Raw genomic sequence first — 13,387 nt, 5'->3', positions numbered from 1 at the left:
AATCATGGGCAGCAAAAAGATTCCATTGCGCAAATGTGTAGCAACTGGAGAAATGAAACCAAAGAAAGAAATGATACGGATTGTCCGTTCAAAAGAAGGAGAAGTATCGATTGATCCAACCGGTAAGAAATCCGGTCGCGGTGCTTACCTTTCTAAGGATAAAGATGTCATTTTACAAGCAAAAAAGAAAAATACTTTAGCCAATCAATTACAAGCAAAGATAGATGATTCTATTTATGAAGAATTGATAAGTCTTGTAGAGAAGGAGTAACGTTTAGCGTATGAAACAAGATCGTTGGATGTCACTTTTAGGGTTGGCAAATCGGGCACGTAAGATTATTTCTGGTGAAGAACTGGTGATTAAGGAAGTCCGGAGCGGACGGGCAAAGCTAGTACTGCTTTCCAAAGATGCTTCCGCAAACACTCAAAAGAAGGTCACAGATAAATGCAAGTCTTATCACGTGCCGGTCAGGTTTGTGGAAGACAGATATATCCTTGGCAATTCGATAGGAAAAGAAGCCAGGGTGGTCGTAGCCTTATCCGATAAAGGATTTGCCGATAAATTATCTGAAATGCTCGATTGAATCTCAATGGGGGTGAACATATGAGCAAGATGCGTGTTTATGAATATGCAAAAAAATATAATGTTTCAAGCAAAGATGTTATTTCTAAATTAAAGCAATTGAATATTGAGGTATCAAATCATATGGCAACAATAGAAGACGACACGGTGAAGAAATTAGATTCGATGTTTTCCGGTAATTCAAATTCTAAAGAGCAGGGAAATAAACCGGCTCAAAAAAATTCTACCCAGAAACAAAACACTGCTAAAGAAGGAAATTCCCCTAACAAGGAAAAGGTGAAGTCTGCGCCTAAGAACCGTGAAGGGAAAAAACATGATCAGCAGTCCCAGTCAAAGGAGAAAAAAGCTTTCAATAATAATAACCATAACAACAAGAAAAATAAAAATAATAGAAACAATAAGCCAAATAAAAACTTCAAGCAGGCTCCACAGCAACAGCAGCCTGCCAAGAAGAAGGAACTTCCTTCAAAGATCACCTTCTCTGAATCATTGTCGGTTGCTGAACTTGCCAAGAAACTTCATAAAGAACCTTCTGAAATCATCAAAAAGCTATTCATGCTTGGCGTTATGGCAACGATCAATCAGGAACTTGATAAGGATTCAATTGAATTGATTGCCGGTGAATACGGTGTAGAAGTTGAAGAAGAGATCAAAATCGATACGACAGACCTTAGTGTGTACTTCACTGAAGATGTTGAAGGTCAATTGAAGGAGCGCCCTTCTGTTGTAACAATCATGGGTCACGTTGACCATGGTAAAACAACACTTCTTGATTCAATCCGTAATACGAAAGTGACTGCAGGCGAAGCAGGCGGGATTACACAGCATATCGGTGCTTATCAAGTAGAAGTGGAAGGAAAGAAAATCACTTTCCTTGATACTCCTGGACATGCTGCCTTCACCACAATGCGTGCACGTGGTGCTCAAGTTACGGATATCGCCATCATTGTCGTTGCAGCTGATGATGGTGTCATGCCGCAGACTGTGGAAGCGATCAACCACGCAAAGGCTGCTGAGGTACCAATCATCATTGCTGTGAATAAAATGGACAAGGAAGCAGCTAATCCTGACCGTGTAATGCAGGAACTTACAGAATATGAACTCGTACCTGAAGCTTGGGGCGGAGACACAATCTTTGTTCCACTATCAGCACTATCGGGGGAAGGTATTGATAACCTTCTTGAGATGATTGTCCTTGTAAGTGAAGTAGAAGAGCTGAAAGCAAATCCGGATCGTCTTGCTCTTGGTACAGTCATCGAAGCTCAGCTGGATAAAGGCCGTGGATCTGTAGCTACTTTATTGGTGCAAAATGGATCACTTAAAGTCGGAGATCCGATTGTAGTAGGTAACACATTTGGTCGTGTACGTGCGATGGTTAATGATCTTGGTCGCCGTGTGAAAGAAGTGGGTCCATCTACACCGGTAGAAATCACAGGTCTGAATGATGTACCTCAGGCAGGAGATCGTTTTGTAGTCTTTGAAGACGAGAAAACGGCCCGTTCCGTTGGTGAAGCGCGTGCTTCACAAGCTCTTCAAGCCCAGCGCGGTGAAAAATCCAAAGTAAGCCTTGAGACTTTATTCGAACAAATGAAACAAGGTGAAATGAAGGATCTTAACCTTGTACTTAAGGCAGATGTTCAAGGCTCTGTAGAAGCTTTGGCTGCTTCATTGTTGAAAATCGAAGTAGAAGGTGTAAAGATTAACATCATTCACACTGGTGTAGGGGCAATCAATGAGTCTGATATCACTCTTGCATCCGCATCGAATGCAATTGTCATTGGATTCAATGTGCGTCCTGATGTGAATGCAAAGCGTGCTGCTGATGCAGAAGGTGTAGAAATCCGCTTACATCGCATCATTTATAAAGTCATGGAAGAAATTGAAGCAGCAATGAAAGGGATGCTTGATCCGGAGTTTGAAGAAAAAATTATCGGTCAAGCAGAGGTTCGCCAAACATTTAAAGTGTCTAAAGTTGGTACGATTGCGGGAAGCTATGTAACAGAAGGTAAAATCTCTCGCGACTCAGGCGTACGTCTGATTCGTGACGGCGTCGTAATCTTTGAAGGGGAGCTTGATGCTCTTAAACGTTTCAAGGATGATGCTAAAGAAGTTGCGAAAGGCTATGAATGTGGAATTACGATCAAAAACTTCAATGATGTTAAAGAAGGCGATGTTATCGAAGCCTATATTATGGAGGAAATCACTCGTAAATGATCACATATGTTGAATGTGAGTGCATGATTCATGATTCTCACTCTTTAAAAGAGAAAAGAGCTGTATTACAGAGAGTCCTTACTCGATTAAAGCAGAAATATAATGTAGCTGTTTCTGAAATAGATCATCAGGATGTATGGCAAAGAACAAGAATAGCCATCGTCACCGTCGCTTCTACCAGGGCGTCCAGTGAAAAAGAAATGGAAAATGCATTAAAGTTTATCGACTCTTTCCCTGAATGGGAAAGAACCGATACGATAAGAGAATTGATTTAATGAATGACACTCACGCTTCAATGCTCACAATAATGATAGAAATATGGGGTGATATTGATGAGCCATCGTGCGAATCGAGTTGGCGAGCAAATGAAGAAAGAGCTCAGCGATATTATCGGACGAAAAATTAAAGACCCGCGTATTGGATTTGTTACAGTTACGGATGTACAGGTTTCCGGGGATCTTCAGCAGGCAAAAGTATACATTACTGTTCTTGGTGGAGAAGACCAAAGAGAAAATACATTAAAGGGTCTGGCGAAGGCGAAAGGATTTATCCGTTCGGAAGTGGGACAGAGGGTCCGTCTTCGTAAAACACCGGAAATAATCTTTGAGTTTGATGAATCGATCGAATATGGTAATCATATTGAAACTTTACTACGTAAAGTCCAAGATGAGCCGGAAGAAGATTCAAAGAATAAAGACGAGTAACATGAAAGGGCTGATCCAAGCGGGAATCATTTTCGTAAGGGTCAGTCTTTTTATTTTGATTTTTTTGTAGCGAATGGAGGTTCTGTAATGAACGGAATATTACCTTTATGGAAACCAAGGGGCATGACTTCTCATGATTGTGTGTTTAAATTAAGGAAATTGCTTCGGACGAAGAAAGTTGGCCATACAGGTACTCTCGATCCTGAAGTATCGGGAGTCCTTCCAATCTGTATCGGCAGGGCGACGAAAATAGCTGAATATATTACTTCCGCAGGAAAAACATACGAAGGCGAAGTAACACTTGGTTCAAGCACTACGACCGAAGATGCCTGGGGGGAAGTGGTTGAAACTAAACCGGTAGAGAAACTTATTTACAGAAACATGGTACAAAAGATTCTAAACAACCTGACTGGTGAAATCACTCAGACGCCACCGATGTATTCCGCTGTTAAAGTGAATGGCAAAAGACTTTATGAATATGCCCGCAAAGGGATTGAAGTGGAAAGGCCATCGAGGAAGGTCCTTATTCATGAGTTGGAGCTTTTGGATGATTGGACAGAATTGGAGGGGGAACATCCTCATTTCTCCTTTAAAGTGTCATGCAGTAAAGGTACATACGTAAGAACCCTTGCTGTCGAAATCGGGAAGCAGCTTGGCTATCCTGCCCATATGTCTTCGCTTACCCGTACAAAATCAGCAAGTTTCACACAAGCTGACTGTTTCACTTTGGAGCAAGTCGCGGAGTACGTCCAAAGTGATAGAGCTGAAGAGCTTCTTGATCCTTTGGAATCGGGACTTTCTCATTTGCCGAAAATGGTAATTAGTGATACATTAGCAGAGAAAGTGAAGAATGGTGCACGCTTACAAGAGCCTGAGGATTGGCCAAATGAATCAGAAGTGGTAATGGAGCATGACGGACGTGCCATCGCTATTTATAAGTGCCATCCTGATAAACCAGAGGTCATTAAGCCTGTAAAAGTACTATTCAACGACTAGTGAAAAAGGTGAAATACTGTGAAATTAATAACTGTACATCATCCTCATTCGTTTAGTAAAGATGAATTCCCCCCGATGGTCTTGGCGCTTGGTTATTTTGACGGCGTTCATAAAGGGCACCAGAGGGTGATCAGAACGGCTGTTGAAACAGCTAAAGAACAAAATGTACATAGTGCTGTGATGACGTTTGACCCTCATCCTTCTGTAGTGCTGGGGCATAAGCACAAGCATATAAGTTACATTACCCCCCTTGAAGATAAAAAGGAAATCATAAGTGACCTAGGGGTGGACTATTTATTTGTGGTGCGCTTCACTTCAGAGTTTGCCAGCCTTTTGCCACAGGAATTTATCGATCAATATATCATCGATTTTAACGTAACTCATGTAGTGGCGGGATTTGATTATTCTTATGGAAGAATGGGAAAGGGAACGATGGAAACGCTGCCCTTTCACTCGAGGGAGAGATTTACTTCCACTACCGTTCCAAAGCTTACCGAAGAAGAAGACAAAATCAGTTCCACTTTGATCCGTGAAAGTCTGAAAGAAGGAAACGTAACAAGAGTTGCCAAGCTTTTGGGCAGACCCTACAGGATGAAGGGTACCGTTATTCATGGTGATAAGCGCGGCCGGAAAATCGGTTTTCCGACAGCGAATATAGAAATGGCCCATACCTATCTGATTCCAAAAAACGGGGTTTATGCCGTCCGCATGAGAATTTATGACCAATGGTATGACGGAGTATGCAATGTAGGTTTTAAGCCTACATTTAAAAACCCTGATGAATATTCATTATCAATCGAAGTTCATTTGTTTGATTTCCATTCCTCCATCTATGGGGAAGAGGTACATATTGAATGGTTTGAAAGGATAAGGGATGAACAGAAATTTTCAGGTATTGAAGAGTTGATCACTCAAATTCAGAAGGATAAAGAAACCGCCATCTCTTACTTTTCAAGAATTTGATGTTATCACTTGATTTTTGTAGAAAAAAGTAGTATTCTAAATAGCGTATGAAATGAACCTTTGCTTGGCATCACGATTCACCAACGTATGCTCGGTAACAGGGGATTTGAAAGAAATTATTAGGAGGTGAAAAGGATGGCTATCACTAAAGAGCGTAAAAACGAACTTATCAGTGAATACAAAACACATGAGAACGATACTGGATCTCCAGAAGTTCAAATTGCTGTCCTAACAGAAGAAATTAACAATCTGAACGATCACTTACGCGTTCATAAGAAAGATCACCACTCTCGTCGCGGTCTTCTTAAAATGGTAGGTCACCGTCGTAATCTTTTATCTTACCTGCGTAAGAAAGATGTACAACGCTACCGTGAGTTAATTAACAAATTAGGTTTACGTCGATAATCAGAGACAAGGAAGCGGGAATATTTCCCGCTTTTTCTTTAGTTTTTATAAGTGGAAATCTTTGTATGATTGACCAGCACTTTTTAAACTAGTCATTCAAAGATTTTACCTCAAAAGTATTCATATAGCGACTTTTTGTCTACAATACATAATAAGAAAAGCGGATAGGCTTCAGATAGAAGCGGCAAGCATACAACGGTGTACTTATGCTGTGGCAGGATAAGGAAGCTGTGTTTAAAATGCTCTTCTTGGCAGAAGATTAAGGTCCATACTTATTTGAATATAACAGCACTTTAGTGCATGATATAGATTATTGGAATTTTTTAATACGGGTAAGGTAAAACCGACACCCTTTAAGTGATGTATAAAGAGAGGGGTACACTATATGGAACAAACTAAACAAACCTTTTCCATCGAATGGGCTGGAAGAGAATTAACGGTGGAAGTTGGCCAATTGGCTAAACAAGCCAACGGTGCAGTATTGGTGCGCTACGGAGATACAGCAGTTCTGAGCAGCGCAACCGCGTCTAAAGAACCGAAACCGCTGGATTTCTTTCCGTTAACAGTTAATTACGAAGAAAGATTATATGCAGTTGGTAAAATTCCTGGAGGATTTATCAAACGTGAAGGGCGTCCAAGTGAAAAAGCCATTTTAGCCAGCCGGTTAATCGACCGTCCAATTCGCCCGTTATTTGCAGACGGCTTCCGTAACGAAGTTCAGGTCATCAGCATGGTCATGAGTGTAGACCAGAATTGTTCGTCTGAAATGGCGGCTATGTTCGGATCTTCACTTGCCCTGTCGGTATCTGATATTCCTTTCGAAGGTCCGATTGCCGGTGTGATAGTAGGTCTGATTGATGGAGAGTTCATCATTAACCCGTCAGTTGAGCAGCTTGAGAAAAGTGAAATTCATCTTTCAGTGGCAGGAACGAAAGATGCAATCAACATGGTTGAAGCAGGGGCAGATGAAGTTCCCGAAGAAACGATGCTGGAAGCCATTATGTTCGGTCATGAAGAAATCAAACGATTAGTGGCATTCCAAGAAGAAATTGTTGCAAAAGTCGGCAAAGAAAAAATGGAAATTCAACTCTTCGAACTTGATCAGGAACTGGAAGCAGAAGTACGTTCACTATGTGAAGAAGAATTGATCCCTGCTATTCAAGTTCAGGAAAAGCACGCACGTGAAGAAGCAATCACTGCAGTTAAAAAACAAGTAATGACAGCTTTTGAAGATAAAGAAGCAGAAGAAGACACGTTGAAGCATGTGAAAAAGATTCTGGACAAACTCGTTAAAAATGAAGTGCGTCGTCTGATCACTGAAGAGAAAGTACGTCCTGATGGCCGTAGAGTTGATGAAATCCGTCCACTTTCTTCAGAAGTAGGCCTCCTGCCTAGAACGCATGGTTCCGGACTATTCACACGTGGACAAACCCAGGCGCTCAGTATTTGTACGTTAGGTGCCTTAGGCGATGTTCAAATCCTTGATGGATTGGGAATCGAAGAATCCAAGCGTTTTATGCACCATTACAATTTCCCACAATTCAGTGTTGGGGAAACAGGGCCGATCAGAGGACCAGGCCGTCGTGAAATCGGACACGGTGCTTTAGGTGAACGTGCTCTTGAGCCGATCATTCCGAATGAAAAGGATTTCCCTTATACAATCAGACTTGTATCCGAAGTTCTTGAGTCAAATGGCTCTACTTCACAAGCCAGTATTTGTGCAAGTACTCTTGCGATGATGGATGCAGGTGTACCGATAAAAGCTCCAGTAGCAGGTATTGCAATGGGTCTGGTTAAATCCGGAGAACATTATTCTATTCTTACAGATATTCAAGGAATGGAAGATTTCTTAGGGGATATGGACTTTAAGGTAGCAGGTACTTCCAAAGGCGTTACTGCCCTTCAAATGGATATCAAAATTGAAGGGTTATCAAGAGAGATCTTAGAAGAAGCGCTTCAGCAAGCTAAAATTGGAAGAATGCAAATCCTTGACAGCATGCTTGCAACATTGGGTGAATCAAGATCATCCCTTTCTCAGTATGCTCCAAAGATTCTTACGATGCATATTAATCCTGACAAAATTCGTGATGTTATTGGACCAAGCGGTAAGCAAATCAATAAGATCATTGATGAAACAGGTGTAAAGATCGATATAGAACAAGATGGAACGATCTTCATCTCATCTACTGATGAAGAAATGAATAAGGTTGCTAAGAAAACGATTGAAGATATCGTAAGGGAAGTTGAAGCTGGCCAAATGTATCTTGGTAAGGTTAAACGAATTGAAAAATTCGGTGCATTTGTAGAAATTTTTGCCGGAAAAGACGGATTGGTTCACATTTCTGAAATTGCAGAAGAACGAATCAGAAAAGTAGAAGATGTTGTTTCGATCGGCGATGAAATCTTGGTGAAAGTCCTTGATGTAGATAACCAAGGAAGAGTTAACTTATCCCGAAAAGCCGTACTTAAAGAACAACGCGAAAAAGAAGAACAAAATCAAGCATAATCCACTGATTGGCTGTCCTGTAAGGAGATCATTCTTCCGACAGGCAGCCTTTTTCTATTGATTTTAAACTGCGTTCTACCTTGTCCATTAAACTCATATGTTTAAAAGGAAGGAAGGTGTATGCAGGTGGAAAAAAAATACTTGATTGGAATTTGTGTTATTGCTATTCTGACAATATTAGCTGTGGAAAATCCATTAACAGATCAATATGTTCTCAGTTTGAAACAGCAATCAGCAGCTGTAAACGGAAGTATAAACTCTATAGCTGTAAGCGGCAGTATTAGTAATGAAGATTTAACAGAAAAAATCAAGGAAGCAGCAAAAAACAAATCTTTTCCTGCTCAAAATGCCAAGATTGATCCTGTGTGGAAGGCGACTCCAGGTTATAACGGAGTAAAAATAGATATTGATAAATCGTTGCATAATATGAAGAAGGACCCCGGTTTTTCTGAAGAGAAGCTTGTTTATAAACAAATTGCACCGGAAATCCATTTGTCGGATTTACCCCCTTCCCCGGTATACCGTGGAAATCCCGATAAGCCCATGGTTTCCTTTATTATAAATGTTGCATGGGGTAATGAACATATTCCCGATATGCTTGCTACTTTGAAAAAGCATCACGTTTATGCTACCTTTTTTCTAGAGGGCAGGTGGGTAAAGAATAATCCGGATTTAGCAAAGATGATAGTGGATGCAGGTCATGAAATAGGGAATCATTCCTATTCCCATCCGAATATGGAAACACTCGGAACATCGAAAGTAATCGATGAGTTGAAAAAAACAAATGAGATCATCGAAGTGACTACCGGAGAGAAGGTGAAATGGTTTGCACCGCCAAGCGGAAGTTACAGGGATGAAGTAGTCAAAATCGCTCACCAAATGGATATGCGCACCATCATGTGGAGTATTGATACAATTGATTGGCAAAAACCTCAGCCGGATGTTCTAATCAACCGTGTGATGTCAAAGATGCATAAAGGTGCCATCGTCCTTATGCATCCAACCGCTTCAACAGCAAACTCGTTAAACAGCTTAATTGTTCAAATTAAAGACAAAGAGCTGCGGCTGGGTACCATTTCAAGTTTATTTAAAGAAGAACGGATTCTGGAAGAGATCGATCATTCTTCTAAAGATGGGAATGTAAATACAAGCTTATAATTTGCTGCATCATGAATAGGAGGAACACTTTTTGATTAAGAAACATACTTGCCAAAATGGACTAAGAATCGTATTAGAAGAAATCCCTACTGTCCGATCGGTCGCGATCGGTATTTGGATCGCTGCCGGTTCAAGGAATGAAGTGCACGATAACAATGGTATATCGCATTTTCTTGAGCATATGTTCTTTAAAGGGACAAAAACCAAGTCGGCCAGAGAAATCGCAGAATCATTTGATAGTATCGGGGGGCAGGTAAACGCTTTTACCTCTAAAGAATATACGTGCTACTATGCGAAAGTGCTTGATAATCATGCAGAATATGCACTACATACATTGTCTGACATGTTTTTCAATTCCGCATTTGATGAAGAAGAAATGGGAAAAGAGAAAAATGTAGTTTACGAAGAAATAAAAATGTATGAAGATACCCCTGATGATATCGTACATGATTTACTAAGTAAGGCTATTTATGAACAGCACTCGCTGGGTTATCCAATATTGGGTACCGAAGAAACGCTGAGTACGTTTGATCAGGATAAATTAAAGCAATATATGCATGAAATGTATACTCCCGATCAAGTGGTCGTTTCGGTAGCAGGAAATGTAAACGAGAGCTTCATAAAGGATGTAGAAAAGCTATTTGGCTCATATCAAGGCGGAAAAGGACCTGAGGAGAGAACTCAGCCTTCATTCAAGTACAATAAACTTGCCCGCAAGAAAGATACGGAACAAGCTCATCTATGCCTGGGCTTCGATGGTCTTCAAATTGGCCACAGTGATATTTATAATCTGATCGTATTAAATAATATCGTCGGTGGGAGCATGTCTTCCCGTCTTTTCCAGGAAGTCAGGGAGCAAAGGGGATTGGCATACTCCGTATTCTCTTATCATTCCGCTTATCAAGACAGTGGTATGGTAACCATCTATGGAGGAACAGGGGCGAATCAATTAGACCAATTATATGATACAATCCACCATACGCTTGAAGACTTAAAAGCAGAAGGCATCACTTCCAAAGAGTTGACCAACAGCAAAGAACAACTGAAAGGAAACTTGATGTTAAGCTTGGAAAGCACAAACAGCCGTATGAGCAGAAACGGGAAAAATGAATTGTTATTAAAACGTCATCGGACGCTGGATGAGATTGTAGAAGAGATCGATGGAGTTACTATGGATAAGGTCAATCGTGTCGCAAAGGACATTTTTACAGATGACTATGCAGCTGCACTGATCAGTCCTGATGGGAATCTTCCAAAGAACTTTAAACAATAAATTCATTGAATGAAAGCAGGTGAAAGCCTGCTTTTTATTTTTCCTCGGACAGAAAGTCCTTCTAAACGTACAAGACAATGTATACATTGTACTACAGAGCAAAATAGGAGGATTGATTACAGTGAGGTTGAGTGAGCTGAGCGGAAAGGAAATTGTGGACTATCGAAAAGCTGAAAGGCTTGGCGTTCTTGGTCAAACCGATTTAGAGTTTAATGACAAATCAGGCCAGATTCATGCTTTGGTCATACCTACAGGTAAGTGGATGCGTAAACAAGGAGGAGAAATCAGGGTCCCTTGGCATCAAATCAGGACGATTGGTACGGATATGATCATCTTGGAGGTATCAACCGATTAACCTATATATTGACTTGAAGGAAGAACGGGGAAAAGCCCCGTTCTTTTTTTATTTTATTTATACGAGCTTGTGGCCTCTGAGGGAGCCGCCTCCGCTTTTCACTGTCCAGCTCCGGCGGCTAGCCCTCGAGGTCATAAGATAAATAGTCCAAGAAGGCAAAGAACGCCTTCCCGGCCCATTTATCTTATGCTTGTCGGGGCTGAGCGAGCCGCCCCCGCTTTTCTTATTGTCCAGCTCCGGGGCTTAGAGGCACATGCCATAAGCCAAACCGGCCAAGAAAGCAAAGAACACCTTAGTGGCTGGTTCGTCTTATGCCACCCGCCTCTGAGCAAAGCCCCTCCGCTTTTCTTATTGTCCAGCTCCGGCGGCTAGAGGCTCGAGACATAAGCCATGCCATCCAAAAAGGCAAAGAGCGGCTTTATGGATGCCCTGTCTTATGCTTGTCGCCTCTAAACAAGCCGCCTCCGCTTTTCTTTTCACCCATTAGGTCTCGATAACATACACTGTTGAAGTGAAAAGGGATTTAGAATAGCGATTATGTTAAAAGAAGGTGAAAGCAGTGATGTTGACCGGAATGCAGATCGCAGTTCTAGGCGGAGATGCTCGTCAGCTGGAGATCATACGCAAGCTTACAGAGCTGGATGCGAAGATTTCTCTGGTTGGTTTTGAACAGTTAGATCATGCCTTTACAGGGGCTACGAAGGAAAAGTTAGATGAGGTAGACTTTTCAATTATAGACGCCATCATCTTACCTGTACCCGGCACGAATCTACAAGGAGAAATTGATACGATCTTTTCGAATGAAAAAATATGTCTGAGTGAAGCTATCGTATCGCAAACGCCAGAGCACTGTACGATCTATTCAGGAATAAGCAATAAATACTTGGATAATGTAGTTATTTCAACAAACCGGAAACTGGTTCAGCTATTTGAGAGAGATGATGTCGCCATCTATAATTCAATTCCCACAGTGGAGGGGACAATTATGATGGCTATTCAACATACGGATTTTACGATACATGGCTCTTCAATCGTCGTATTGGGCTTGGGGAGAGTGGGCATGAGTGTAGCGAGGACATTCAATAACTTAGGAGCAAAGGTGAAAGTGGGAGCACGTAAAAGCGAGCACCTTGCCAGAATCACTGAAATGGGGCTGGAAGCATTCCATCTTGATCATTTAACAAAAGAGGTGGAGAACTGTGATATTTGCATTAATACTATTCCTACTTCCATTGTAAAAGCTAATGTAATTGCTAAGATGCCCCCGCACACCTTGATCATTGATTTGGCATCAAAACCGGGAGGCACCGACTTCCGTTATGCAGAAAAAAGAGGGATTAAAGCTTTGTTGGCACCGGGGCTGCCAGGAATTGTAGCTCCAAAAACTGCCGGTCAAATATTAGCCAATGTATTGGCGCAGCTTCTTGAAGAAGATTTTGATTCTGGAAAGGAGAGCTTATCTTGAGTATTAAAGGAAAACGAATCGGATTTGGATTAACGGGCTCACATTGTACGTACGATGCTGTATTCCCTGAGATCGAAAGGCTGGTTAATAACGGAGCGGAGGTCATGCCCATTGTGACTTCTACGGTGATGAATACAGAAACGCGGTTCGGAAAAGGAGAAGACTGGATCAAGAGGATTGAGAATGTAACAGGGCATCGGGTGATTGATTCAATCGTGAAAGCAGAACCATTAGGACCTAAAATTCCTTTGGATTGTATGGTGATTGCTCCTTTAACTGGCAACTCGATGAGTAAATTTGCAAATGCCATGACGGACTCACCGGTGCTTATGGCTGCAAAAGCTACCCTCCGTAATCATCGTCCTGTTGTTTTGGGGATTTCTACAAATGATGCATTAGGGTTGAACGGAATTAATCTCATGAGACTGATATCAACCAAAGATATCTATTTTATTCCATTTGGTCAGGATGCTCCTGAAAGCAAACCAAAGTCAATGGTTGCCAGAATGACTCTCATACAAGAAACAATTGAAGCAGCTATTGAAGGAAAACAGCTCCAGCCAGTCATTATTGAAAAGTTCTTAGATTAATCGATTTGAAGGCTATCATCTGTAGTTGGATGGCCTTCTTTTCATGCAGATTAATAAATCATCAAAAAACCACTATTGTCAAATAATTGTTTATGTTAAAATAACCTTTATTATAGTAAAAGACTAAATTGTTTGATACTACTATGAGAAAACATAAATGGTTGGAAGGAGAGAA

14 protein-coding genes are annotated in these 13,387 nt (G+C 41.2%); all 14 read left to right on the top strand.

Annotated elements, in window-relative coordinates; all coding sequences use genetic code 11:
* The first annotated feature begins 4 nt into the window (after positions 1–4).
* A complete protein-coding gene (gene rnpM, locus ACXAFV_RS17690; RefSeq protein WP_475128400.1) occupies positions 5–271 on the top strand; it encodes an RNase P modulator RnpM in 267 nt (88 codons plus the stop codon).
* Between the two features lie 10 nt (positions 272–281).
* The gene (locus ACXAFV_RS17685; protein ID WP_475128398.1) at positions 282–584 is read left to right on the top strand and encodes a YlxQ family RNA-binding protein; all 303 of its coding nucleotides are present in this window, start codon (positions 282–284) and stop codon (positions 582–584) included.
* Between the two features lie 20 nt (positions 585–604).
* Positions 605–2,797: a translation initiation factor IF-2 gene (gene infB, locus ACXAFV_RS17680; RefSeq protein ID WP_475128396.1), complete on the top strand. Its 2,193-nt coding sequence runs from the start codon at positions 605–607 to the stop codon at positions 2,795–2,797.
* The gene (locus ACXAFV_RS17675; protein WP_475128394.1) at positions 2,794–3,072 is read left to right on the top strand and encodes a DUF503 domain-containing protein; all 279 of its coding nucleotides are present in this window, start codon (positions 2,794–2,796) and stop codon (positions 3,070–3,072) included. Before infB ends, ACXAFV_RS17675 begins: the two co-directional genes overlap by 4 nt.
* Before the next feature lie 57 nt (positions 3,073–3,129).
* Positions 3,130–3,501 carry a 30S ribosome-binding factor RbfA gene (rbfA, locus tag ACXAFV_RS17670; RefSeq protein WP_475128392.1) on the top strand — a complete coding sequence of 124 codons (372 nt, stop codon included), beginning with the start codon at positions 3,130–3,132 and terminating at the stop codon, positions 3,499–3,501.
* Positions 3,502–3,588: 87 nt separating this feature from the next.
* A complete protein-coding gene (truB, locus tag ACXAFV_RS17665) occupies positions 3,589–4,497 on the top strand; it encodes a tRNA pseudouridine(55) synthase TruB (RefSeq protein WP_475128391.1) in 909 nt (302 codons plus the stop codon).
* 18 nt (positions 4,498–4,515) lie between these two features.
* Positions 4,516–5,460, top strand: a complete 945-nt coding sequence (gene ribF, locus ACXAFV_RS17660; RefSeq protein ID WP_475128389.1) for a bifunctional riboflavin kinase/FAD synthetase — start codon at positions 4,516–4,518, stop codon at positions 5,458–5,460.
* A 135-nt stretch (positions 5,461–5,595) separates the two neighbouring features.
* Complete coding sequence (rpsO, locus tag ACXAFV_RS17655; RefSeq protein ID WP_032088789.1) at positions 5,596–5,865, top strand: 30S ribosomal protein S15; 270 nt, start codon at positions 5,596–5,598, stop codon at positions 5,863–5,865.
* A 385-nt stretch (positions 5,866–6,250) separates the two neighbouring features.
* Positions 6,251–8,371, top strand: a complete 2,121-nt coding sequence (pnp, locus tag ACXAFV_RS17650; RefSeq protein WP_475128387.1) for a polyribonucleotide nucleotidyltransferase — start codon at positions 6,251–6,253, stop codon at positions 8,369–8,371.
* A 120-nt stretch (positions 8,372–8,491) separates the two neighbouring features.
* Positions 8,492–9,529 (top strand): polysaccharide deacetylase family protein, encoded by a 1,038-nt coding sequence (locus tag ACXAFV_RS17645; protein WP_475128385.1) that lies wholly within the window; start codon positions 8,492–8,494, stop codon positions 9,527–9,529.
* Between the two features lie 31 nt (positions 9,530–9,560).
* Entirely contained in the window at positions 9,561–10,802 is a 1,242-nt protein-coding gene (locus ACXAFV_RS17640; protein WP_475128383.1) for a M16 family metallopeptidase, read from the top strand.
* A gap of 121 nt (positions 10,803–10,923) precedes the next feature.
* Complete coding sequence (locus ACXAFV_RS17635) at positions 10,924–11,157, top strand: YlmC/YmxH family sporulation protein (protein WP_475128381.1); 234 nt, start codon at positions 10,924–10,926, stop codon at positions 11,155–11,157.
* Between the two features lie 562 nt (positions 11,158–11,719).
* Positions 11,720–12,622 (top strand): dipicolinic acid synthetase subunit A, encoded by a 903-nt coding sequence (gene dpaA / locus ACXAFV_RS17630; RefSeq protein WP_475128521.1) that lies wholly within the window; start codon positions 11,720–11,722, stop codon positions 12,620–12,622.
* On the top strand, positions 12,619–13,212 hold the full coding sequence (locus ACXAFV_RS17625; RefSeq protein ID WP_475128379.1) for a dipicolinate synthase subunit B: 594 nt from the start codon (positions 12,619–12,621) through the stop codon (positions 13,210–13,212). The genes dpaA and ACXAFV_RS17625 overlap by 4 nt, the downstream gene beginning before the upstream one ends.
* Positions 13,213–13,387 lie beyond the last annotated feature (175 nt).

Source organism: Rossellomorea sp. ABR4_012 (genome assembly GCF_056159545.1).
The sequence above is the reverse complement of the archived record's forward strand: the minus strand, read 5'-3'. Positions and strand labels throughout refer to the sequence as shown.

What these genes read in the sequence shown, in the direction of transcription:
- rnpM (WP_475128400.1), top strand. Translation starts at nt 5, where the DNA reads ATGGGCAGCAAAAAGATTCCATTGCGCAAATGTGTAGCAACTGGAGAA.
- ACXAFV_RS17685 (WP_475128398.1), top strand. Translation starts at nt 282, where the DNA reads ATGAAACAAGATCGTTGGATGTCACTTTTAGGGTTGGCAAATCGGGCA.
- infB (WP_475128396.1), top strand. Translation starts at nt 605, where the DNA reads ATGAGCAAGATGCGTGTTTATGAATATGCAAAAAAATATAATGTTTCA.
- ACXAFV_RS17675 (WP_475128394.1), top strand. Translation starts at nt 2,794, where the DNA reads ATGATCACATATGTTGAATGTGAGTGCATGATTCATGATTCTCACTCT.
- rbfA (WP_475128392.1), top strand. Translation starts at nt 3,130, where the DNA reads ATGAGCCATCGTGCGAATCGAGTTGGCGAGCAAATGAAGAAAGAGCTC.
- truB (WP_475128391.1), top strand. Translation starts at nt 3,589, where the DNA reads ATGAACGGAATATTACCTTTATGGAAACCAAGGGGCATGACTTCTCAT.
- rpsO (WP_032088789.1), top strand. Translation starts at nt 5,596, where the DNA reads ATGGCTATCACTAAAGAGCGTAAAAACGAACTTATCAGTGAATACAAA.
- pnp (WP_475128387.1), top strand. Translation starts at nt 6,251, where the DNA reads ATGGAACAAACTAAACAAACCTTTTCCATCGAATGGGCTGGAAGAGAA.
- ACXAFV_RS17645 (WP_475128385.1), top strand. Translation starts at nt 8,492, where the DNA reads ATGCAGGTGGAAAAAAAATACTTGATTGGAATTTGTGTTATTGCTATT.
- dpaA (WP_475128521.1), top strand. Translation starts at nt 11,720, where the DNA reads ATGTTGACCGGAATGCAGATCGCAGTTCTAGGCGGAGATGCTCGTCAG.